We start from the raw sequence: 20,947 nt of genomic DNA on the forward strand, positions 1-20,947 counted from the left end.
CCGTTGAGTCGCCCGACTCATATAGGGTCATCGGGCGCATTGGAAGGTCAATGATTCTTCCTGCCCCGGAATGACGCAGAGCTGTGTCATCTGGCCATGCTGATCCCGAAAGTAGAAAACGACCCGGCGTTGGGTCCGCATCCACAGCCCGACGGACCGCGCCCCAGAGATCTGGTGCCAGCTGCCACTCATCGATCAAACGTGGCGCATCGCCTTCAAGGACTGCCGATGGGTTTAGCGATGCGGCTTCAATTATCTCCGGTCGCTGCCCGTCCAACTGGATTGAGGAATTAGCTGACTGGAGAGCGGTAGTTGTCTTCCCAGTTGCCCTTGCACCAGTGATATTCACCGCTGATGAAGCCTTGAGATACTGCTCTAAAACTGAATCAAGAATCCGCGGCCGATAAGCTCTCATACTGCGAAAATACCTGAACTTGACAGGATTGTCGAGCTGAACTTGACAGGATTGTCGAGCTAAACCTGACAGGATTGTCGAGGTGAACGTGACGGGATTGTCGAGATGAACCTGTAGCTAGGCGAGCGCAGCGCGGCCGCGGTCGAACTCCGCGACCACCCGCTCGCAGTAGGCGCGGGGATTATCGGCGTGCATGATGCCGCGGACAATGGCCACGCCATCCACACCGGTTCCGGCCAGTGCGTACGCGTCATCCACCGTGACATCGCCGATGGCAACCATTGGAAGTCGGGAGGCCTCCACCAGCGCCGGGTAGCCATCCAGACCGATGGGCTTGCGGCCGGAGTCCTTAGTCGGAGTATTGCGAAACGGCCCGCAGCCGATGTAATCAATCACGCCTTCAAGCTCATTTGCGGCTCTGACCAGCTCAAGTGTGCCGGTAGTTAGGCCGATCACAGCGTCAGGGCCGAGCAGGCGGCGTGCCTCGCGCGGGTCCAGATCGTCCTGTCCCAAATGCACACCGTGGACGCCTTCATCTTGGAGGGCGAGGGCGATGTCCACGCGGTCGTCGATAAGCAAGATGCTCGAGGAAGGAAGCTGCGCGGCAATCGCTGAAGACAGGGCGTAGAGCTCACGTGCGGAAATTGGTTTGGAGCGCACCTGAATGATGCCGGCGCCACCGTGGGCCGCCTCAACAGCGCGCTCGACCACATCGGGGCCTTGGCCGGTGACAAAGTAACAGCGCAGGTCCAAGCTGCGGGGATTCATCAAGGTGGTATCAGCCATGCTCAAAGCCTACTGGGGCAGCGGTGGCACGTACGGCTCCAGCCGCTTCGTCTTGCCGTAGCTTGCGCGGCGGTGCAGCTGCTCAAACGGCCCCGGCAGGCCCGCACGCTCCAGCACCATGGCAAGCAGCAGGGTGATCAACCACACCACAAAGCCCACAAGGAGCTTCCCGCTTATCGACGCCTCCACGCCCCACCCCAGCCCAAACGGCATAACCAGCGCAATGAACAGGAACGATTGCGCCAAGTAGCCGGACATCGAGCGCTTGCCCAACGCGATGAACGGGCGTGCCCACGCCGGTGTCTGGCCGGTGGTGTTGATGCGCTGCTGTACGCCGTTGGTGGCAAGCGCGAGTGCTGCCAGGATAGCCGGGCCGGTGAACAGCCCCCAGGCCAGGTTGAGCATAAAGAGGGGTTCTTCAAGCAGCGGGTCGATGAAACCTGCGGCACTTAAGCCCCACGGCACGCCCGTGACCAGGGCGACCACGGCACCCAGGATGGTCCACCGGACTAGCACGCCTTTGTGCTGCTCAACGTTGACCAGGTAGCCCTCTCGCGCCCACACGTAGCCCAGTAGCACAAGCCCGCCGAGCTGGAACACCGCAAACGGGGCATTGAGCAACATGCCCAACCCGCCTAGGAGGTTCTCGCTGAAGTAGACGCCCAGACTGGTCATCTCAGGGGTGGCTGTCTGCTCCATCGCGCCGATCGGCGCCTGGACGCTGTACACCGCCACGGCGATAGCAGTACCGAACGCGGCGCCGACCAGGAGCACTGAGTAAGCGGTAATGCGCAGCGCTTTGTTGCTTGCCGTGAACATGGCGGCAACCAGCATGCCCATCAATCCGTAGTAGAACATGATGTCCCCGTGGAAGATCAGCAGCATGTGAACGATGCCAAACAGGGCAAGGAACCCGTATCTGCGCACCAGCATCAAGCGCGCATTGGCTGCCGGATAGCCCTTACGCCACGCACTTGCCGCGACAAGGCCAATGCCAAAGCCCAACAGTGTGGAAAACATCGGCAGTCCGCGTACGTGCAAAAACACGGCCGAGAGGATCGCAGCAATCTGGTCGAGCGTGCTGTCTGGGCGCACACCGCCAAGGGTGGAACCCGGCTGGTCCAGCGCGTCAATGTCATTGATCATCCACGTCTGCACCGCATTGGCCATGGCAATGCCCAGCAGGGCTAGGCCGCGCGCAAGGTCGGGGACTAAGAGTCGGGGTGTGGTTGCTTGGTTTGGCGCTAGCGCTTGATTCACGGCACCGAACCTATCACTGTTGCGCTACGCCATGATCGGGCCGGTGGTGGTTTCTATCCCAAGCGGCTCAATGTGCACGATGGTTTCCGCACCGCCCAGGGCAGCAGCGAGGCCTTCCTCAACATTGTCGGCGTGCTCGTGGGAGTGCGACACCGTCCACTCACCAGGCACCTGCATGACAACATTGATGAGACGTTGGCGCCCATAAGCCGTAGTGCGCAGCGACGTGAATACGACACCATTGTCCTTGGCGTAGGTGTCCAAAAATTCTTGTGCCGTTGCTACTTCTTCCTCCGGCAACGTCTCTGAAAGCAGGCCCTGGATAGCCTCGCGCAACAGTTTGTAGCCGGTGTACAGGATGTTGGCGCCAACCAGGATGGCCACAATCGGGTCGAGGACCTGCAAGCCGGTCAGCCACACTAAGGCCATGCCGACGATGACGCCGACGGTGGTCCAGACATCTGTAAGCAAATGCTTCCCATCCGCAACTAGCGTGCTGGAGCGGTGCGTGCGGCCAGCGCGCACCAACATCGCACCCACACCGAGGTTGATCAGCGTAGCCACCACAGAAAACAGCAAACCAATGCCAAGCTGCTCCACCGGCTGCGGGGTGATCAGGCGCTGCACGGCCGTGTAGATAATGGCCACCGACGCCACCAGAATCAGGCTGCCCTCTACCTGGGCTGCGAAGTATTCGGCCTTGGCGTGGCCGAAATTGTGGTTCTCATCCGCAGGCTTGGCGGAAAGCTTCAACGCCCAAAGGCCAACCAGGGCGGCGGCGACATTGGCCAAAGACTCCAGCGCGTCCGAAAGGAAGCCAACAGAGCCAGTGACATACGCGGCATACGCCTTCAACGCGATAACAATCAGGGAAGCCGCGATAGAGATCCACATGAAGCGCTCAAGCATGCGCTGTTCTTCACGGGGATGGGTGGGCATAGGAAATCCTCTCGGCGCAGAAAACAACCGAAGGTCTCGCTCGCCTGTAAAGCATGTCCTGTAAAGCGTGTAAGGCCAACCGCCCGGGCTCTACGTGGAGAACCAGTATGTCGAGCGAGTTGTTGGTGAGCTACTCCCCTTCAAACCTTTATGAAACTTCAAAAATCATACCACTGGGGTTAGGGGCGTTCCAGCCGCATGGCGATGTGGGGGATCGTGCCGTCTAAAAACTCCTCACCCTCTTCGTTGAAGCCGAAGCGGTTGTAGTAGCCGACAAGTCCGCTCTGCGCCTCAATGACAACGTCGCCTGGCCAGCGGGTGGTGAACGCTAGCGCCTTGCGGACAATCTCGGGGCCAATTCCGGTGCCGCGCGCGAACGGCGCAACGACGAAACGGCCAAAGCGCGCGCGGGGTTTGCCGTCTGCAACCTCGGGGTAGACGCGTGCGCAGCCGGCGAGCCTGCCTGCGTTGTCGTAGGCGAGGACGTGGAAGGTGTCCTCGGCTGCGTCAATGTCATCAAGCTCATTGAAGGGGCAGTCCTGCTCGGCCACAAACACGTCCACGCGGAGGCGAAATAGGTCGAAGGCCTCTCGTGAGCTCATCTGGTCGAGGGTTTTGAACGTCATTGCAGGATGCAGCGCAGGGTGTGTCACGGGGGTGATCCTAACACCGCTGTGACGTAAGGTGTTTGTGTTAACTGAAGTTACGTTTGTGATTTCCTGCCTGACGCATACAAGACACATAACAAAAGGGGTCCGCATGTTCCGTCGCATCGCCGCTGTCGCCGCCGCTGCCGTTCTTACTGCTACTGCTTTGCTCGCACCTGCCGCCAGTGCACAGCCAGCTGACCCCAACTACGTCTGGCGCACAGACCTCATGTCCAAGGCACTTGCCGGCAAACTCAACGCGGATCGCGTGCTGCACCGCGTGCCCACCTCGTTCCATGATGCTCCACGCACCCCCGCCGAAGCCACCCAGGCCCAGGCACGCGGCAACGCCCTCTACGGGCCTGGCACCCCCATCTACGTGGGACACGCCCCGAATGACTTGATCTGCACCGTGGCAGTTGCCGGCTACAACGACGCTGGCGAAAAAATCGCCCTGACCGCAGGCCACTGCGCAGGCAACGTCGGTGACCCGGTGGTCAACGCGGATGCCCGCGCACTCGGCCAAACCGGCCGTGTGATCGCCGTGGACCGCAACCTGGACTATGCCGTAATCCAACTGCACCCCAACACGGAAGTCTCCCGCAGCTATGACGGGCTGACCATCAACCACCTGGGTGCAGCACCTGTGCCGGCCGGGCAGACCGTGTGCAAAAAGGGCGTTGCTTCCGGCGTGACCTGCGGAATTACCTGGCAGGACGGCGGTGTGATGAACATTAACCAGGTCTGTGCAATGCAGGGCGACTCCGGCGGACCGCTCTACACCGGCGATCGCTTGGTAGGCATTATCAACGGTGGTATGTTCCCGCAGCCGTTCGCGCTTGCCTGCCACACCCCACTGCAGGGCCCGCTGCATGCACCGACGGGCTCCGCGCGTGCCGACGCCTTCCTGCCCACCGTCCCCGGCGGCTTCCGTCTGCCGTAACTAGCAGAAACTAACCCTGCAGGCGGCCAAGCACCTCGTCGTGCAACAGCCCGTTGGTGGCAACCGCGTCACCACCGTGCGGGCCATCAACGCCCGCCAATGAGGTGAAGCGGCCACCGGCCTCAGTAACCAACAGCGCCAGCGGCGCCAAGTCCCAAAGCGAGACCTCCGGTTCACACGCAATATCTACCGAGCCCTCTGCCACCAGGCAGTAGGAGAAAAAGTCACCAAAACCGCGCAGGCGCCACGCCGTGTCTGTCAGCTCAATGAACTGCTCGCGCAGGCCGCGGTCGCGCCAGCCGGTCAGCGAGGAAAAGGACACGGACGCATCCTCCAACTTGGCCACGGAAGATACCCGCAATTGGGTTGCCTTGCCGTCTCCAACCTCGCGCCATGCGCCCTCGCCTTTCGCCGCGTACCAACGGCGTGACAGGGCAGGGGAGGATACGACTGCGACAACCGGCTCGCCGTCTTCAAGCAGGGCAATCAGCGTTGCCCACACCGGCACGCCGCGCACGAAGTTCTTCGTGCCATCAATCGGGTCGATCACCCACTGGCGGCCGGTAAACACGGCGTCACCGCCAAACTCCTCGCCCAGCACCGCATCATCTGGGCGCTGTTGCGCCAGGTGTTCGCGCAGCTCTGTTTCCGTAGCCAGGTCCGCATCCGACACAGGCGTTAAGTCCGGCTTGGACTCAACGTGCAGGTCAGCTGCATCAAAACGAGAAGACGTGATGTCATCCGCCAGGTCGGCGAGTTCTAGTGCGAGTTTCAGATCGTGGTTACGCTGCATGCCCGATAAGCCTAGTCGCCACCTCATCAACCATCAGCGGATTGCCCGCCACGCACCACCTCACCCCACCCGCATCAACCTTGGTGGCCACCCCGCCGACCGCCTCAATCAGCGCCTTGCCCGGCAGCCAATCCCAATCAGGCACCGAATGTTGCAGCCAGCCACCCATACGACCTGCAGCGATGTTGGCTAAATCCACGCTGCCCGCGCCCATCATCCGGATCGTCGCAGCATCTTTCACCGCGCGCATCCACGCCCCCACAATCGCCTCATCGGCCATAAACGTGGGGTGCAGGTATGTCACCAGGGCCTTTTCGCTTATGTGCGCCATATCTAACGCCCCCAACCGTTCCCCGTCGCACCACGCCTGGCCATCGGATGCGAGCCACGTCGTGTTCGTCGCCGGGCGGTGCACCGCGCCAATCAGAGCCTTGCCGTCTGCCGGATCGCCCTCGGCTACCGCGAGCGCCGAGCAGAAGTAATCCGACTCCTGCGCAAAGTTATACGTCCCGTCAACAGGGTCAATCACCCAGGTGCGCCCGGTTGTTGAGGCACGGGCGTGGCCCTCTTCTCCCAGCACGCCGTCTTCGGGGCGCAGCGCGTCGAGCACCTTGGCCACAAAGTTTTCAGCGGCGTGATCGGCTTCGGTCACCACATCAGACACCGACGTCTTGCGTTGTGTGGACAACGCAATCGAGCCACCATCACGCATAAAGAGTGCAAGCTGGCCAGCATGCGCTACAAGCGCTGCGGCCAGCTGTGCGTCATCGTCGTTTCGGTGAGCGTCAATAAAAGCTGCAGTGGAAATGGGTGCTGAAATGGGTTCTGAAGTCACGCACCCATTCATACCCCACTTACTGCGGCTGCGACTGCTCTTCTAGGTAGACCTGGGAGCCCTGCCCACGAAACTCCTCAGCCATCTCCTGCTCACCAGCAATCGCATCGTTTGCGCTCACGGCAGCCACATCCGCCGGAATCTCCGGAATGCCCAGATCAGCCAGACGGTCCCCAAATTCATCACGAATGTCCTGGCTAATACGCATGGAGCAGAACTTCGGGCCGCACATGGAGCAGAAGTGCGCCGTCTTCGCGGGCTCTGCCGGCAGCGTCTCGTCGTGGAACGACTGCGCGGTGTCCGGGTCCAAGGAGAGTGCGAACTGGTCGTGCCAGCGGAACTCAAAACGCGCCTTACTCATCGCGTCGTCCCAGTCGCGTGCCCCCGGGTGTCCCTTGGCCACATCGGCGGCGTGGGCAGCGAGCTTGTATGTGATCACACCCGTTTTCACGTCGTTCTTATTCGGCAGGCCCAAGTGCTCCTTCGGAGTGACGTAGCACAGCATGGCCGTGCCACCCATAGCAATGTGGGCTGCGCCGATTGCAGACGTAATGTGGTCATACCCAGGCGCAATATCCGTCACCAGCGGGCCAAGGGTGTAGAACGGTGCGCCACCGCACCATTGCTCTTCCTTGTCGTTGTTGACCTGGATCATGTTCAGCGGCACGTGACCTGGGCCCTCAATCATCACCTGCACGTCATACTCCCAGGCACGCTTGCATAGCTCACCGATGGTCTTCAGCTCTGCAAACTGCGCCGGGTCATTGGCGTCGGCGACGGAGCCTGGACGCAGGCCGTCCCCAAGCGAGAAGGCCACATCGTACTGCGCGAAAATTTCGCACAGCTCGTCGAAGTTCTCGTACAGGAAGCTTTCCTTGTGGTGCGCCAAGCACCAGCCAGCCATGATGGAGCCGCCACGAGACACAATGCCGGTTACGCGGTTCGCCGTCAGCGGGACGAACGGCAGGCGAACGCCAGCGTGCACCGTCATGTAGTCCACACCTTGTTCAGCCTGCTCAATTACCGTGTCGCGGAAGATCTCCCACGTCAGGTCTTCCGCAATACCGTTGACTTTCTCCAACGCCTGGTAGATCGGCACCGTGCCAATCGGCACAGGCGAGTTACGCAGAATCCACTCGCGGGTGGTGTGAATGTCGTTGCCGGTGGACAAATCCATCACCGTATCCGCACCCCAACGGGTGGCCCAGCGCAGCTTGTCCACCTCCTCACGGATAGAGGAGGTCACCGCAGAGTTACCAATGTTCGCGTTGATCTTGGTCAGGAACTGGTTGCCAATGATCATTGGCTCGCTCTCCGGGTGGTTCACGTTATTCGGAATGATCGCGCGGCCACTCGCCACCGCCGCACGCACCTTCTCCGGGTCGCAGTGCTCACGCAGGGCAACGAACTTCATCTCTTCCGTGATGATGCCCTGGCGTGCGTAGTACATCTGGGTGACGCGTTTGCCTTCCTTGGCGCGCAGCACCGGACGGGTGGCCCCGCGCCACTCTTCAGAGGCGGCGCCGCGCTTGGCGGCACGCGTGCCGTCGTCAAGCAGGTTGCGCCTGCGTCCCTCAATCTCTTCCACATCGTCGCGGCCCGTGATCCACTCCGAGCGCAGTCCCGGCAGTCCTACCTCCGGCTCGGCGTAGGGGCCGCGGGTGCGGTAGACGCGGAACGGCTCATTCGGCCCGGTGGGGGAGTCATCGAGCTGGATCGCGGTCTCCGGTACCTCAAGCCCGTCCTTAATAATGGGGGCGTAGCTGTGCTTCGGGTGGATTTCTTGCGCGTAAATATCGGCCATTGCCGCTCCTTCTACTTCCTTCGCTGGTGCTAACCAGACAGGTTCAAACGGTGCTCGTGCGGCATCAGCACGATCTCAGCCCTTAAGCCTTGGGCGCCCGTGTTGGGCACGAAACAGTGTAGCGGCCACCATGGCGGTTGGTGGGTAAACAGGGCACAAATCCCGCGCCCTAACGGCGGCGGACAAGCTCCATCGCGCGCGCCGCGTCGAGGACGTCGAGGTAGGGCAGGGGATCGATGTCCATGTCCTCGACGTAGTCGGTGAGCATGGTGCGCACCACCTGGTGCAGCTCGTCGACGTCCCAGGGCTTGGCAATGTAGTGGTCCAGGTCGGCCTCGTTGACCGCGCGGACCGTATCGCGCAGCTGCGCCTGGCCAGTGACCAGGACTTTACGGGTGGCGGCGGTGCGATCGTCGTCCATCATCTGGACCAAGAACTCCACGCCGGTGGTGCCGGGCATGCGGTGGTCGCACAACGCGAGTGCGAGAACGTCGCCGTCTTCGGTGAGCTCGTCGATCACCTCCCACGCTTCCTCCACGTCGGAGGCGACCTCCACACGGATGTGCTCGGCAAAGGGCAAAAGATCGCGCTCGACGGCGGCGCGCACTTCCGCCTCGTCCTCGAGGATCAGGATGGCAAGGTTCATGGTGTGTCTCCTTCGTCGTGTGCATGCGGGCCGTCGATGGGCAGGCCCACGGTGGCGCAGGTGCCGTTGGTAGAAGAGGTCAGTTCGATCGTGCCGTGGTGTGCGCTGACGATGCCGCGGCAGATGCTTAAGCCGATGCCCATGCCGAAGCGAACCTCCCCGTTCTTCGTGGTAAAGCGGGGTTCGAAGAGTTTATCGATGCGTTCGGGTGGGATGCCGGGACCGTCGTCAATGATCTCCACGCGCACCCAGCCGTGCTTCGGGGCGCTCGTGCGAATTGTGATGGTGGAGCCTTTGCCGGACTCTTCGATGGCCTCGGCAGCATTGGTGATCAGGTTCGTCCACACCTGCGCGATCTGCCCTGGTGTACACGTCACGTGCGGCAGTTCGGCGAAGTCCCGTTTGATCTCTACGCCGCGCAGTTTGTGGGCGATCAGCTGCAGGGTGTCCTCGATGCTTTGGTGCACGTCCACGTCGGTGACCGGGTCGCCGTCGGGCCGTGCGTAGGCGCGCAGCGAGGCCACCAGCTGCGTAATGCGCGTCGATGCGGTGGAGAGGTTGCGTAGGGCAGTGCCTATCGACGCCGCGTGCTCCACCGTCTCGTAGTCCAACCTCCGATTCGCGCGCACCTGCTTGGCAAACTCCACGTCGTGCAGGCCGGCGAGCACCCAGCGCTGGGCGAGCGCCCTATCGCCGGTGACTTCGGTCAGCTCGCGCCGCAGTGCACGCGCCTCCTTGGTGCTCACCGCGTGCGAGCTGCGCGCCGCCTCCAGCGCGTGGCTGGTCGCCTCCCGCCACCTGCGATTGGGACTCGACGCGATCAACCCTTCGACGTCCTCGGCTAAGTGGGCTGCGGTGCGCTCGATCGCCGCCATCGGGTTATTCAGCTCGTGGGCCACACCGGCAGCCAGCTCGCCGAGCGAGGCGAAGCGCGCCTGGCTCGTCAGCTCGCGGCGTGCTGCTTCCAGGTTGTGCAGCGCCGTGGTCAAGCGTGCCCGCTCGTCTTCGAGCTGGGCGGTGAGCTCGTGCTGCTCGATCTGGATGTCCTCGGCGCGGCGCAGGCGGCGGTCGTAGGAGCGCACGAACAAGATATTGAACAGGCGCGAAAGCTCCGGCTCCTGGCGGATGAGGTAGTCCACCTGCTCGGTGGGCAACTGGACTGCGACCACCTCGGTGGTGGTACGCGCGGTGAAAAAGCCGACCCGGTTGCTTGCAAGCGCGAGGAGTCCGATCACATGCCCGGTAGAGGCGTGGTGCATGACGATATCGCCGGCGTCAGTAAAACGCTGCAAAAGCACCTTGCCGGACAAGGCGAAGATGACTTCCTCGACGTAGTGGCCCTCCTTCGTCAGGTACACCCCGGGCGGGAAGGTCAGGCGCGGCTGATATCCTAGGTGCGTATCGGCGGCCTGGATGATGCGGTTGATGATCTCCTGGTCCGTCAGCCCGACGTCCAGCTCGGTGACCTCGGGCAAGTCGAAGGTACCGGCGATCGAGGGATCGCGCTTGGCGCGCATGTACCAGTAGCGGTTGAGCTGCTGCTGGATGTTGTGAAGGAGTGCTTCCGGCTTGATCGCCGGGGTGAACACGAGCATGTCGAGCCGACCCATGTCTGTGAGCGCGTCCAGGCCCGCGATCTCGGGTGCGGTGGTCAGCACCATCACGCGGGTGTACTCGAAGCCGGGCTGCGAGATCAGCTCGAGCAGCGGGTGGTCGGCGGCCAGGCCGTCCTCGTGGACGGTGACGGTGACAAGGGCGAGCGGGTCGCCGTCGAGAAGCGAGCGCAGGTGCTCCACATTATCGGCGGCGAGGATGTCGTGCGTGCCGCCGATCGCCTCGTTGACCACCTGCTGCACGTCGCGGGTGGCCTGGGATGTGCCCACGATGGCGAGGGTGGAGCGCGGCAGCATCTAGACCACCAGCCCCATCAGCTGCCACACAGACGGCAAGACGAAGATCAGCAGCAGGGTGGCACTGGTGCCGACGACGAGCCCGACCAGCGCCATCTGCGGGATGGAGATCTCCTTGGTGGCGTACGCAATCGCGTTCGGCGGCGTGGAGATCGGCAGCGCCATGCCCAGCGAGCAGGCGATCGCCACCACCGCGGCGACTACCAGCGGGTCGATGCCATCGAGCGAGAGCGCCAGTGAGACTGCTAGCGGCACCAAGAGGTTGGCAGCCGCGGAGTGCGAGATGACGTTCGCCATGCCGAAGCCGATCAGGCCGAGCACCGCGAGGATCGCAAGCGCGCCCATAACCTCCCAGCTGATAGAGCCGACCAACCACTCGTCCAGGCCGCTGGCACCCACGCCCGTGCCAAGCGCGATACCGCCGGAGACCAGCCACAGCACCGGCCAGTCGAGCGCCTGGACGTCCTTGCCCTTCATCACCTGCAGGCACAGCAGCGCCACAACGGGGATGAAGCCGACGGTATTGGAGGAGATGCCGTGCAGCGGCTCGCTCATCCACAACAGGATGGTCAGGCCCGCCACGGCGTAGAAGAGCTTCGCGTCGGTAGAGGTGTTCCACTTCGAGCGCATATCGATGGAAATGCGGGTTTCGGCGGGGATGAAGACGATGCAGAGGAACACCCAGGCAAAGGCCAACACGACAAACATGAACGGCACTGCCATAAGCATCCAGTCTGTAAAAGACACGCGGATGCCGTGCTCAGCGAGCGCACCGATCGCAATCGCGTTCGGAGGCGTGCCCACAGGTGTGCCGATGCCGCCGACATTTGCCGCCAGGGGGATCGACAAGGCGACGCCGGCGCGTGCCTTACCCGCAGGCAGCGTTTTCAAAATCGGGATCACCACCGCGAACATGGTCGCAGTGGTGGCCGTATTGGACATGAACATGCTGAGCACGGCGGTAATGAGCATCAGTCCCAGCACCGTGAGTCGTGCCTTATCAGGGAAGGGGCGCAGCATAATGGCCGCGAGGTTGCGGTCCAGGCCGAACTTCTCCGCCCCGTGGGCGATCATGAACCCTCCCAAAAAGAGGATGATCACCGGGTGGGCCAGCGCGGAGAAGTAGGCGGAGGCGGGGAGCAGTTGGTCGGCAAGAGCTGGTTCGCCGCCCGTGGGGTCTATCAGCGCGCCCTCGGAGAGCATGAGGACTTCGAGCAGGATGACCAGCACCGCCGTCGCCGTCAGCGGTACGGGCTCGAGCACCCAGAAGACGATGGCGAGCAAGAAGATCGACAGCATCCGGTGCCCGGGGGTGGACAGCTCCGGGATCTGGACGAAGAAGGGAATGAGAAAACAGACCACGCCCAAAACCAGGCCCACCAGCTGCTTTTTGCTCAGCTGGGGGCCTTTACTGGCTAGCGCGGGCGGGCGTTGTTTCGAGCGGCGTTGTGTCTCCACCATGTGTCGAAGTCTACCCGGTGCAACCTGGTATTACTTGCCTTGGTCTGTGGCTTCGGTACCTCAAGCCCGTCCTTAATAATGGGCACGCGACAATGTAGCGGCCACCATGGCGGTTGGTGAGTAAAACCGAACAACTAGACTGCATGGTTATGCAACCGGAGACCCAAGCTCGCATCAAGGAACTCGAAACCACCCTGCAGACCATTGAGCAGGTGATGGACCTCGACACCATGGCGCAACGCGTCCGCGAGCTTGAACAGCAGGCAGGGGACCCCTCGCTTTGGGACGATCCCGCGCACGCCCAACAAGTCACCACCGAACTGTCCAACGTGCAGGCACGTTTGAAAAAGGTTACGTCGCTGCGCTCGCGTTTGGACGACCTGCCGGTCATGTACGAGCTCGCCGAAGAAGAAGGCGATGCCTCCATGGCGGACGATGAGCTCGACGAGATCACCTCGGCCATCGAATCGCTGGAGGTGCAAACCATGCTTTCCGGCGAGTATGACGAGCGCGAAGCCGTGGTGAACATCCGCTCCGGCGCGGGTGGTGTGGATGCGGCAGACTGGGCGGAAATGCTGATGCGCATGTACGTGCGCTGGGCTGAAAAACACGGCCACAAAGTAGATGTCTACGACATTTCCTACGCCGAAGAAGCCGGCATCAAGTCCGCCACTTTTGTGGTGCATGGTGAGTACATGTACGGCCAGCTCTCCGTGGAACAGGGCGCGCATCGCTTGGTGCGTATCTCGCCCTTTGACAACCAGGGGCGCCGCCAGACCTCGTTTGCTGAGGTTGAGGTTCTTCCCGTGGTGGAGCAGACAGACCATATTGACATCCCCGATTCAGACATCCGTGTGGACGTCTACCGTTCCTCAGGTCCGGGTGGTCAGAGCGTGAACACCACCGATTCGGCGGTACGCATCACGCATATTCCAACCGGCATTGTGGTGACCTGCCAAAACGAGAAATCCCAGATCCAGAACAAGGCTTCAGCACTCAACGTGTTGCAATCCAAGCTGTTGGAAAAGAAGCGCCAAGAAGAAAAAGCCGAGATGGATGCTCTCGGCGCTGGCGGTAACGCAAGCTGGGGCAACCAGATGCGTTCCTACGTGTTGCATCCGTACCAGATGGTCAAGGACCTGCGTACGGAATTTGAAGTGGGTGATCCCCAGAAAGTGCTCGACGGGGATCTCGATGGCTTCCTCGAGGCTGGTATTCGCTGGCGGATGGCGCAGCAGCAAACCGGCCGGGAAGTCTGAGTGAGTGAGACTTGAGTGAGACTTAAGCGTCGCGTAGATCGATGCCCTTGGTCTCCGGCAAAATCCACATGCTGATGAAGGTTAGGATGCACAGCACCACAACGTAGATGCCGGAGATATGGGTCAGATCCTGGGCGGTGAACCACTGGAAGATGTATGGTGCGGTACCGCCGAAGACTGCCACGGACAGCGAGTAGGCAAAGCCGATGCTGGACGTGCGCTGTGAGGTGGGGAACACCTCAGCCATGATCGGCGCGAGCAGCGCGCCACCGGCAGCGACCACTATCACGGCCAGGGTGGCGGAGATCAGCATGGTCCACGGGCGAGCATCAATGAAGCCCATCAGCGGGATCTGCAGCAGGGCCATCGCGATAGCGAAGATGAACATCACGGGCTTGCGGCCGATGCGGTCAGAGATCGCGCCCCACAGCGGCAGGGCGATTAAGCCACACACCTGGGCGAACACGGAGGTCCAGTAAGCGCCCTGGGTGGACATGCCTTCGTGGGTGATGGCGTAGGTGGAGACGTAGCTGGTCCAGGTGTAGTGCGCAGAGGTCACGCCGGAAACCATGCCGATGATCAGAAGAATGTTGACCCAGTTCGGGCGCTTCGGGGTTCCCGGACGCTCGGAGGACAGGTTGTCGTAGCTCTCAGCACCGCCTTCGTGTAGCTCCTCGAAGTGGTCAGACTCCTTCATGTGGCGGCGCAGGTAGAGTGCGATCAGGGCGGCGATAGCACCCAGCCAGAACGGGATGCGCCAGCCCCAGGTGGCAATCTGATCGTCATTAAGAACCAGCGAAATGAAGCCACCGAGGGTGTACGCGATGACGGAGCCGCCGAAGATGGACATGTAGACCATGGAGCCCCACTTGCCGCGGTGGGCCGGCGGGGCGATCTCCGGGATGTAGCTGTTGGCGGTGGCGGATTCGCCGCCGTGGGCGAAGCCTTGGGCTACGCGGATGATCAAAAGCAGGATGGAGGCCCAGATGCCGATCTGCTCGTAGGTGGGCATCAGCCCGATGATCACGGCGGTGAGCGCCATGATGATGATCGTGGTCATCAGGACATTCTTGCGGCCGATGCGGTCTGCGATGCGGCCGAAGACGATGCCGCCCAGTGGGCGGACAAGGAAGCCGACGGCAAAGACGCCGAAGGTGGCCAGTAGCGCTGACGTTGGGTCACTCTTGTCAAAGAACGCAGCGGCGATGAATGGGGCGAATACGGCGTATGAGCTCCACTCGAACCACTCGAGCAGCTGGCCGATCAGGCTGGCGCCGAGTGACTTGCGGTCTGCCGGGCGCTCAGCCGCAATGTGGGTCGTGCCCATGCCGGAACGTTTGGTCGTCATGCTTCCTCCTCAGGTGCAAATAGGCGATGTTGAAAAACTATAACCGCGGTCACATTCGACAGGAATACGTCGAAGCTCACACTTTTGAATTTATTTGGGAGTTAGCTGACAAAACGTATAGTTGCAGGTCATAGACTTATGACGGGAAAACAATTGAAAGTTTCCGTTCGCATTGCGAACCTAGGTGCATGCAGCGCACCCTCTTATGGGGGAGGGAAAACAAAAACTTCAACAGTTTTCCCTCCGGTGTGAGGTGTTGCACAGATAGGGTTGGCCGCAACGGAGCTCGCATCGGCGATGCCCGCACCGCTACAAGCGTTGTACTAGGAGGTACCTATGGCTGCTCTGAGTCCTGAAGAGCTGAGTACTGAGACCCTCGCTGAGATCCTTGCCGCAGGTGGCCGACCTGCGAACAGTGAGCGAGAAATCAAGATCGTTGACACCACGTTCCGTGATGCGCACCAGTCCATTTGGGCTACCCGCATGCGTACGGAACATATCCTCTCACTGATTGATGATGTGACGAACGCCGGTTTCGAACACGTTGACTTGGTCGCCCCGATCGAGTTTGACGTGCCGGTGCGCTACATCAGGGAGGACCCCTGGGAGCGTGTCCGCCTTGTGCATGAGGCGGCGCCGAACACCAAGTTCCGCGCAATGGTTCGTTCCCGTAACCTGGCGTCTTTCGACTTTTTGCCGGACGATGTCATCCATACGTGGGTTGAGCGCCTGCGTGCGAACGGCTTTGCCGTGATTGGTGCCTTCGACGGTCTTAATGACATTGACAACATCGCGGACACTCTGATCCTGGCCAAAGAGCTCGGCGCTGAGACCTATGGCTGCTTGTCGTACTGCTTGTCGCCGGTGCACACGGACCAGCTCTACATTGACAAGGCTAAGGAACTGATTGACCGCACGGACTGTGATCGCATCATGCTCAAGGATGCGCCTGGTCTGCTCACCCCGGACCGCATGAAGACGATCATTCCTGCGATCCGTTCCGTCATTGGGGACCGCACGCTTGAGGTGCACACCCACTCCCTGACCGGTCTGTCCCCGCTGACCTACCTGTTTGCGGCTGAGCTTGGTGTTGACGCAATCCACACCTCTATCGCACCGCTGGCTAACGGCCAGGGCCAGCCGGCTACCCAGGCGCTCGCCCGTGACCTTCGTGCGCTGGGTTACCAGGTTAATATTGACGACGACCGCGTGGACGCCGCATCCAAGCGCATCCAGGAAATCGCGGACGCCGAAGGCAAACCGGTCGGTGTCCCGCGTGCATACGACGGTGTGCACTACATGCACCAGCTGCCGGGCGGCATGCTGACGAACTTCGAGTCCCAGCTGGAAACCGCAGGCCTGTCCGATCGTTTTGAAGACCTGCTCTATGAAACCGCGCGCGTGCGCGAGGAGCTGGCGTACCCGATCATGATCACCCCGTTTGCCCAGTTCGTTGGAACTCAGGCTGTGATGAACGTGATCTCCGGTGAGCGCTACTCGGTGGTGCCGAATGAGATTAAGAAGTACGCGCTTGGTTACTACGGTGAGCCCCTTGCACCGATCGACCCGGACGTTCTGGAAAAGGTCATTGCTAACGGCTCCTCTGAGATTAAGCCTGAGCGCCCTGAGCTCCAGCCTGCGTTGCCGGCACTGCAGGAGCAGTACCCGGACGACGACATTGACACGATCCTGCTTCGCGCAACTATCTCTGGCAACAACGTCGACGAGATGAAACGCTACATCGCCGAAGGACGCTCTGGCCAGGGTGAAGGTATCGCCGGCGGCACCCTGACTGCCCTGGTGAAGCAGATGGCTGACATCGCCGAGACCGGACAGTTCCGTCTCAAGGCCCAAGACCTCGAAATCAACCTCACTAAAGGAGAGAACAAATAATGTCTAACACCCCGAACATCAACGAAATTAAGTCCCTCCTTGAGTGGGTCAACCAGTCCGGAGACATCCAGGAACTCAACATCAAGTACGGCGATGTAGAGCTGGCAATGTCGCGCACCCCTGGCGGCTTGAATGTTGCAGCAGCTCCGGCAGCTCCAGCAGCCCCGGCCCCTGCCCCTGAGGCTCCGAAGGCTGAAGCACCTGCTGAAACCCCGAAGGCTGAAGCCCCAAAGACCGCCCCGTCCAGCGACGGTGTCCAGGTCAAGTCCCCGATGGTGGGCACTTTCTACGCGGCGCCGAAGCCGGGTGCTGATCCGTTTGTGAAGGTTGGCGACACCGTTGAGGTTGGCCAAGTACTTTGCATCGTTGAGGTGATGAAGTTGATGAACAACATTGAGGCAAAGGTTGCCGGCACGGTCACCGAGATCCTCGTAGAGAACGAGGATGCAGTGGAGCACGGCCAGGTGCTCATGGTCATCGAGGAGAAGTAGGTACCACATGGCAGACAACGAAAAGCTGCTCGGCAGCGTCCTTATTGCCAACCGTGGTGAAATCGCGCTGCGTGTGATCCGTGCCTGCAAAGAGCTGGGCATCAAGTCGATCCTGGCCTACTCCGAGGGGGACCGTGACTCCCTCGGTGTGAAGGAAGCGGACCAAGCGGTGTGCATCGGTCCAGCAAATGCTGCAAAGAGCTACAACTCTCCGGAGTTGATCGTTTCCGCCGCGATGGCCTTCAAGGCTGACGCTATTCACCCTGGCTACGGCTTCCTGTCGGAGAAATCTGACTTTGTGAAGATGGTCGAGGACGAGGGCATTGGCTTTGTTGGCCCTTCCTCGGAGCACATCCGTCGCATGGGTGACAAGATCGAGGCGAAGAAGATCGCGCAGGCAGCTGGCGTACCAACGGTGCCCGGTTCGGACGGCGTGGTGACGGAGTTTGAGGAAGCGTTGGCCGTCGCCAAGCAAACTGGCTTTCCTCTGCTGATCAAGGCCGCTGCCGGCGGCGGTGGCCGCGGCATGCGTGTGGTGGAGTCGGAGGACACGCTGGAAAAAGACCTCAACGAGATCATGAATGAGGCGCAGTCCGCGTTCAACGACTCGTCGGTTTATATCGAGCGCTACCTCACGGACATCCGCCACATTGAGATCCAGGTGCTCGCAGACGGTGAGAATGCCATCGCGCTGGGTGAGCGTGACTGCACCTCGCAGCGTCGTAACCAGAAGCTCATTGAGGAGGGGCCCTCGCCTGCCATCGATGAGGAGCTGCGCGCTGGCCTGCAGCAGGCCGCGATTAACCTGTGCAAAGAGGTGGGCTACAAGAACGCCGGGACGGTGGAGTTTGTCTTTGACAACATTGAGCGCAAGTACTACTTCATCGAGATGAACACGCGTATCCAGGTGGAGCACCCGGTTACGGAAATGATCACTGGCGTGGATTTGATCAAGGAGCAGCTGCGTATTGCTTCCGGGCAGAAGCTGCGCATGACGCAGGATGATATCCAGATCCGTGGGCATGCGATCGAGTGCCGCATTAACGCTGAGGACCCGAACGAGAACTTCGCCCCGCGTCCTGGCAAGATCGAGCACTACCGCGCGCCGGGCGGTTTCGGTGTGCGTATGGATACGCACATTGAGACCGGCTACACTATCCCGCCGTTCTACGACTCGATGGTGGGCAAGCTGATCTGCTGGGCAGAAGATCGCGATGAGTGCATTGAGCGCACCTTGCGCGCGCTTAATGAGCTCAAGGTTGAGGGCGTGGTTACCACCGCTCCGTTCCAGGCGATGCTGTTGGATTCGCAGGAGTTCCGCTCCGGCGATATCAATACTGGGTATGTGGCCAAGATGCTTGAGCGGACGGGCGACATTCCAACGGACAGCTAAATGCTTGTCCTGGTGGCGATGCTGGTCGGGGCGATCGTCCCCGTCCAGACCGCCATTAATACTCGCTTCCGCGCGAGTGTAGGCTCGCCGATTGCGGCGACCTTCGTAACCTTCATCATTGCGGTGGTTACGGCTTCGAGCATTGCTTGCTTATCAGCGTCCACGTGCACCCCCAACCTCACCCTCGCCCTCACCCAACCGTGGTGGGTGTGGCTAGGTGGCTTTATGGGGGTGTTGTTCATTGTGGGCAACATCGTGCTTTTCCCGCAGCTTGGCCCCATCCAAACCGTGATCTTGCCCATTTTGGGCCAGGTGATTATGGGGCTTGTGGTTGATCGCTTCGGGCTTTTTCACTACCCGCCGCTTGCCGTTGGGCCGCTTCGGCTGCTTGGTGCCGTCGTAGTGGTGGTGGGCATTGTGTTGGTGCTCGGCGTTGGTCGAAAACTGCCGCTCACTGGTGCCGCCCATGGCGTGCGCCTTTGGCTCCTGCGCGCCTTTGGCGTGCTGATGGGCATGGGCTCTGCCACCCAAACCGCCGTCAACGGTCAACTTGCCTTAGCGCTTGGCAGTACCGTGCATGCCTCCCAGATCTCATTGGGCGTGGGCCTGGTATTCCTGTTTGTGCTGGTGTTGGCATTGCCGCGGGAGCGGCACGCACTGGCAACGGGGATCGCGCCGGGACCCTGGTGGATGTGGTTCGGTGGCTTCCTCGGCGTGTTCTTTGTCCTTGGTGGGGCCGCGCTGTCGCCGATCCTGGGGACGGGAACCACCGTCATCGGATCTTTGACCGGCACGATCGTGTGCGGCCAACTGTTGGAGACCTTGGGCATTGGCACCGGCACACGCACCCGGCCAACACCCGCACGTGTGCTGGGTCTTGCCCTCGTGCTTACCGGCGTGGCGATGGTGCGTTTGCTCTAGATGTTCTTCCAACGCTCCAGGCTTATCGACGGGCTCAGCGCCCTCGACACACACGTCGCAAACGCGCCTTGCTCATGCTGTTCCTCCGTGAAGAAGCTGTCGCGGTTGTCTGGTGTGCCGGACACCACCTTCATTACGCACGTGCCGCATGTGCCTTCGAAACAGCGCGACATGATCGGCAGGTCCTCTTCCTCAAACACGTCTAAGACGGAGACGCCTTCGCCGATTGTGTAGGTCTCGCCCATGAACTCCACCTGGAACGAGCCATCCGCATCAACGTTGCCGGCAAGCGTTTCCTCGGTGGGGCGGAAGGCTTCCCAGTGGATGTTCTCTTTTGGAATGTGGGCGCGGGCCACATCAATCACACCGTCCATGAACCCTTGCGGGCCGCAGACGTAGAGGTGTGTGTATTCGGAGGCGATGTCGGAGGATTGAAGCGCTTCGGCGATAAAACCGGCCTGTTTTTCACGCGCGCCGGAGGCAAAGATGGAGCGGGTCTGGCCTTGCAGGTGGGCGTCGATTAAGTGCTGCATCACGGCCCGCTCCGTGCTGGAGGCGAAGTACAAGATGGTGTAGTCAGCGCCTTGGAGTTTGAGCTCGCGGGCCAGTGAGTAGATCGGCGCAATGCCAACGCCCGCGCCAACAAGAACAGTGCGTCTCGCGCTAGGTTCGAGGGCGAACTTGTTTCGTGGCGGGTTGATCCACAGTGTGTCGCCCACCGTCACCTTGTGCAGCGTGATCGAGCCACCGCGGGAATCCGGTTCCAACTTCACCGCAATGCCGTACTTGCCTTCCTCTGGGCCGTCCTGGCCAATCGTCTCAGTGGGGAAGAGGGAATACTGCCTGATAAATTCCTCGCCGACGTTTCTCTCTTCGGTGGGGATGTGGAAATCTGCGTGGCAGCCGGGCTCATAGCCGGGCAGTGCCCTGCCGTCCGCAGTTTGTAGCGTAATCAGCACGACACCGTCCCAGTCGTGATCCACACCGATCACGTTGAGCGGCATCGGTGCTTCTGGTGCTGGCGGCTGTGGCTTCTCCGGAAGCGGGCTGCGTGACGCCAATGCTGCGGCGCGATCGGCTGCGTTAAGACTTGAAGATTTACTTGCACCGAGCATTTTTTTCGCGATGGAGCTCCACGGTTTTCGTTGTTCCCTCATTTTAAAACCTCCGTTGACCTGCACTAAGCCCGCCTAGGAGTGAGAA

18 protein-coding genes, 1 pseudogene and 1 riboswitch are annotated in these 20,947 nt (G+C 61.1%); of the genes and pseudogenes, 6 read left to right on the forward strand and 13 right to left on the reverse strand.

All coding sequences use genetic code 11. The features are described 5' to 3' along the window. Positions 1-28: 28 nt before the first annotated feature. From HMPREF3101_RS12560 to HMPREF3101_RS04760, 5 genes and pseudogenes are all read right to left on the reverse strand, one after another. Positions 29-415, reverse strand: a pseudogene (locus HMPREF3101_RS12560) (AAA family ATPase); the annotation flags it as partial. 117 nt (positions 416-532) lie between these two features. Beyond that, positions 533-1,183 carry a thiamine phosphate synthase gene (locus tag HMPREF3101_RS04745; protein WP_070463279.1) on the reverse strand — a complete coding sequence of 217 codons (651 nt, stop codon included), beginning with the start codon at positions 1,181-1,183 and terminating at the stop codon, positions 533-535. Between the two features lie 27 nt (positions 1,184-1,210). Then, positions 1,211-2,461 (reverse strand): DUF418 domain-containing protein, encoded by a 1,251-nt coding sequence (locus HMPREF3101_RS04750; RefSeq protein WP_070463234.1) that lies wholly within the window; start codon positions 2,459-2,461, stop codon positions 1,211-1,213. Between the two features lie 24 nt (positions 2,462-2,485). Continuing rightward, a complete protein-coding gene (locus HMPREF3101_RS04755; protein WP_070463235.1) occupies positions 2,486-3,400 on the reverse strand; it encodes a cation diffusion facilitator family transporter in 915 nt (304 codons plus the stop codon). A gap of 179 nt (positions 3,401-3,579) precedes the next feature. Continuing rightward, the gene (locus HMPREF3101_RS04760; RefSeq protein WP_246816650.1) at positions 3,580-4,053 is read right to left on the reverse strand and encodes a GNAT family N-acetyltransferase; all 474 of its coding nucleotides are present in this window, start codon (positions 4,051-4,053) and stop codon (positions 3,580-3,582) included. A gap of 106 nt (positions 4,054-4,159) precedes the next feature. On the opposite strand from HMPREF3101_RS04760, the gene HMPREF3101_RS04765 reads away from it, so the two are divergent. Continuing rightward, the gene (locus HMPREF3101_RS04765; protein WP_070463239.1) at positions 4,160-4,990 is read left to right on the forward strand and encodes a S1 family peptidase; all 831 of its coding nucleotides are present in this window, start codon (positions 4,160-4,162) and stop codon (positions 4,988-4,990) included. Positions 4,991-5,000: 10 nt separating this feature from the next. Here the strand turns inward: HMPREF3101_RS04765 and hisN are convergent, their stop codons facing one another. From hisN to HMPREF3101_RS04795, 6 genes are all read right to left on the reverse strand, one after another. After that, positions 5,001-5,783, reverse strand: coding sequence for a histidinol-phosphatase (gene hisN, locus HMPREF3101_RS04770; RefSeq protein WP_070463241.1), 783 nt, complete (start codon positions 5,781-5,783; stop codon positions 5,001-5,003). Continuing rightward, positions 5,773-6,618 carry an inositol monophosphatase family protein gene (locus HMPREF3101_RS04775; protein WP_246816651.1) on the reverse strand — a complete coding sequence of 282 codons (846 nt, stop codon included), beginning with the start codon at positions 6,616-6,618 and terminating at the stop codon, positions 5,773-5,775. Before HMPREF3101_RS04775 ends, hisN begins: the two co-directional genes overlap by 11 nt. 19 nt (positions 6,619-6,637) lie before the next feature. Then, positions 6,638-8,422 (reverse strand): phosphomethylpyrimidine synthase ThiC, encoded by a 1,785-nt coding sequence (thiC, locus tag HMPREF3101_RS04780; RefSeq protein ID WP_070463246.1) that lies wholly within the window; start codon positions 8,420-8,422, stop codon positions 6,638-6,640. Beyond that, positions 8,421-8,533: riboswitch (TPP riboswitch) on the reverse strand. Its footprint overlaps the gene before it by 2 nt. Before the next feature lie 58 nt (positions 8,534-8,591). Further along, positions 8,592-9,068: a response regulator gene (locus HMPREF3101_RS04785; protein WP_070463249.1), complete on the reverse strand. Its 477-nt coding sequence runs from the start codon at positions 9,066-9,068 to the stop codon at positions 8,592-8,594. Further along, entirely contained in the window at positions 9,065-10,951 is a 1,887-nt protein-coding gene (locus HMPREF3101_RS04790; RefSeq protein ID WP_168160160.1) for a sensor histidine kinase, read from the reverse strand. Before HMPREF3101_RS04790 ends, HMPREF3101_RS04785 begins: the two co-directional genes overlap by 4 nt. Before the next feature lie 27 nt (positions 10,952-10,978). Then, complete coding sequence (locus HMPREF3101_RS04795) at positions 10,979-12,439, reverse strand: SLC13 family permease (protein WP_070463252.1); 1,461 nt, start codon at positions 12,437-12,439, stop codon at positions 10,979-10,981. Between the two features lie 149 nt (positions 12,440-12,588). On the opposite strand from HMPREF3101_RS04795, the gene prfB reads away from it, so the two are divergent. Continuing rightward, positions 12,589-13,698: a peptide chain release factor 2 gene (gene prfB, locus HMPREF3101_RS04800; RefSeq protein ID WP_070463282.1), complete on the forward strand. Its 1,110-nt coding sequence runs from the start codon at positions 12,589-12,591 to the stop codon at positions 13,696-13,698. 22 nt (positions 13,699-13,720) lie between these two features. On the opposite strand, the gene HMPREF3101_RS04805 is transcribed toward prfB, so the two are convergent. Continuing rightward, positions 13,721-15,046: an MFS transporter gene (locus HMPREF3101_RS04805; protein WP_070463254.1), complete on the reverse strand. Its 1,326-nt coding sequence runs from the start codon at positions 15,044-15,046 to the stop codon at positions 13,721-13,723. Positions 15,047-15,382: 336 nt separating this feature from the next. Between HMPREF3101_RS04805 and HMPREF3101_RS04810 the strand changes: the two genes are divergently transcribed. From HMPREF3101_RS04810 to HMPREF3101_RS04825, 4 genes are read left to right on the forward strand one after another with little or no spacing between them, the layout of a single operon-like run. Next, entirely contained in the window at positions 15,383-16,939 is a 1,557-nt protein-coding gene (locus tag HMPREF3101_RS04810; RefSeq protein WP_070463256.1) for a pyruvate carboxylase, read from the forward strand. Next, positions 16,939-17,430, forward strand: coding sequence for an acetyl-CoA carboxylase biotin carboxyl carrier protein (gene accB / locus HMPREF3101_RS04815; protein ID WP_070463258.1), 492 nt, complete (start codon positions 16,939-16,941; stop codon positions 17,428-17,430). The genes HMPREF3101_RS04810 and accB overlap by 1 nt, the downstream gene beginning before the upstream one ends. 7 nt (positions 17,431-17,437) lie before the next feature. After that, entirely contained in the window at positions 17,438-18,823 is a 1,386-nt protein-coding gene (gene accC, locus HMPREF3101_RS04820) for an acetyl-CoA carboxylase biotin carboxylase subunit (RefSeq protein WP_083280089.1), read from the forward strand. Then, positions 18,824-19,744 (forward strand): DMT family transporter, encoded by a 921-nt coding sequence (locus HMPREF3101_RS04825; RefSeq protein ID WP_070463260.1) that lies wholly within the window; start codon positions 18,824-18,826, stop codon positions 19,742-19,744. Here the strand turns inward: HMPREF3101_RS04825 and HMPREF3101_RS04830 are convergent. Continuing rightward, on the reverse strand, positions 19,741-20,901 hold the full coding sequence (locus tag HMPREF3101_RS04830) for a PDR/VanB family oxidoreductase (RefSeq protein ID WP_083280090.1): 1,161 nt from the start codon (positions 20,899-20,901) through the stop codon (positions 19,741-19,743). The genes HMPREF3101_RS04825 and HMPREF3101_RS04830 overlap by 4 nt on opposite strands. Between the last annotated feature and the right edge of the window lie 46 nt (positions 20,902-20,947).

The organism is Corynebacterium sp. HMSC29G08 (genome assembly GCF_001806875.1).
Lineage (GTDB): Bacteria > Actinomycetota > Actinomycetes > Mycobacteriales > Mycobacteriaceae > Corynebacterium.

Coding starts and splice junctions, on each gene's coding strand:
- HMPREF3101_RS04745 (WP_070463279.1), bottom strand. CDS start 1,183: ATGAATCCCCGCAGCTTGGACCTGCGCTGTTACTTTGTCACCGGCCAA.
- HMPREF3101_RS04755 (WP_070463235.1), bottom strand. CDS start 3,400: ATGCCCACCCATCCCCGTGAAGAACAGCGCATGCTTGAGCGCTTCATG.
- HMPREF3101_RS04765 (WP_070463239.1), top strand. CDS start 4,160: ATGTTCCGTCGCATCGCCGCTGTCGCCGCCGCTGCCGTTCTTACTGCT.
- hisN (WP_070463241.1), bottom strand. CDS start 5,783: ATGCAGCGTAACCACGATCTGAAACTCGCACTAGAACTCGCCGACCTG.
- thiC (WP_070463246.1), bottom strand. CDS start 8,422: ATGGCCGATATTTACGCGCAAGAAATCCACCCGAAGCACAGCTACGCC.
- HMPREF3101_RS04785 (WP_070463249.1), bottom strand. CDS start 9,068: ATGAACCTTGCCATCCTGATCCTCGAGGACGAGGCGGAAGTGCGCGCC.
- HMPREF3101_RS04795 (WP_070463252.1), bottom strand. CDS start 12,439: ATGGTGGAGACACAACGCCGCTCGAAACAACGCCCGCCCGCGCTAGCC.
- prfB (WP_070463282.1), top strand. CDS start 12,589: ATGCAACCGGAGACCCAAGCTCGCATCAAGGAACTCGAAACCACCCTG.
- HMPREF3101_RS04805 (WP_070463254.1), bottom strand. CDS start 15,046: ATGACGACCAAACGTTCCGGCATGGGCACGACCCACATTGCGGCTGAG.
- HMPREF3101_RS04810 (WP_070463256.1), top strand. CDS start 15,383: ATGGCTGCTCTGAGTCCTGAAGAGCTGAGTACTGAGACCCTCGCTGAG.
- accB (WP_070463258.1), top strand. CDS start 16,939: ATGTCTAACACCCCGAACATCAACGAAATTAAGTCCCTCCTTGAGTGG.
- accC (WP_083280089.1), top strand. CDS start 17,438: ATGGCAGACAACGAAAAGCTGCTCGGCAGCGTCCTTATTGCCAACCGT.
- HMPREF3101_RS04825 (WP_070463260.1), top strand. CDS start 18,824: ATGCTTGTCCTGGTGGCGATGCTGGTCGGGGCGATCGTCCCCGTCCAG.
- HMPREF3101_RS04830 (WP_083280090.1), bottom strand. CDS start 20,901: ATGAGGGAACAACGAAAACCGTGGAGCTCCATCGCGAAAAAAATGCTC.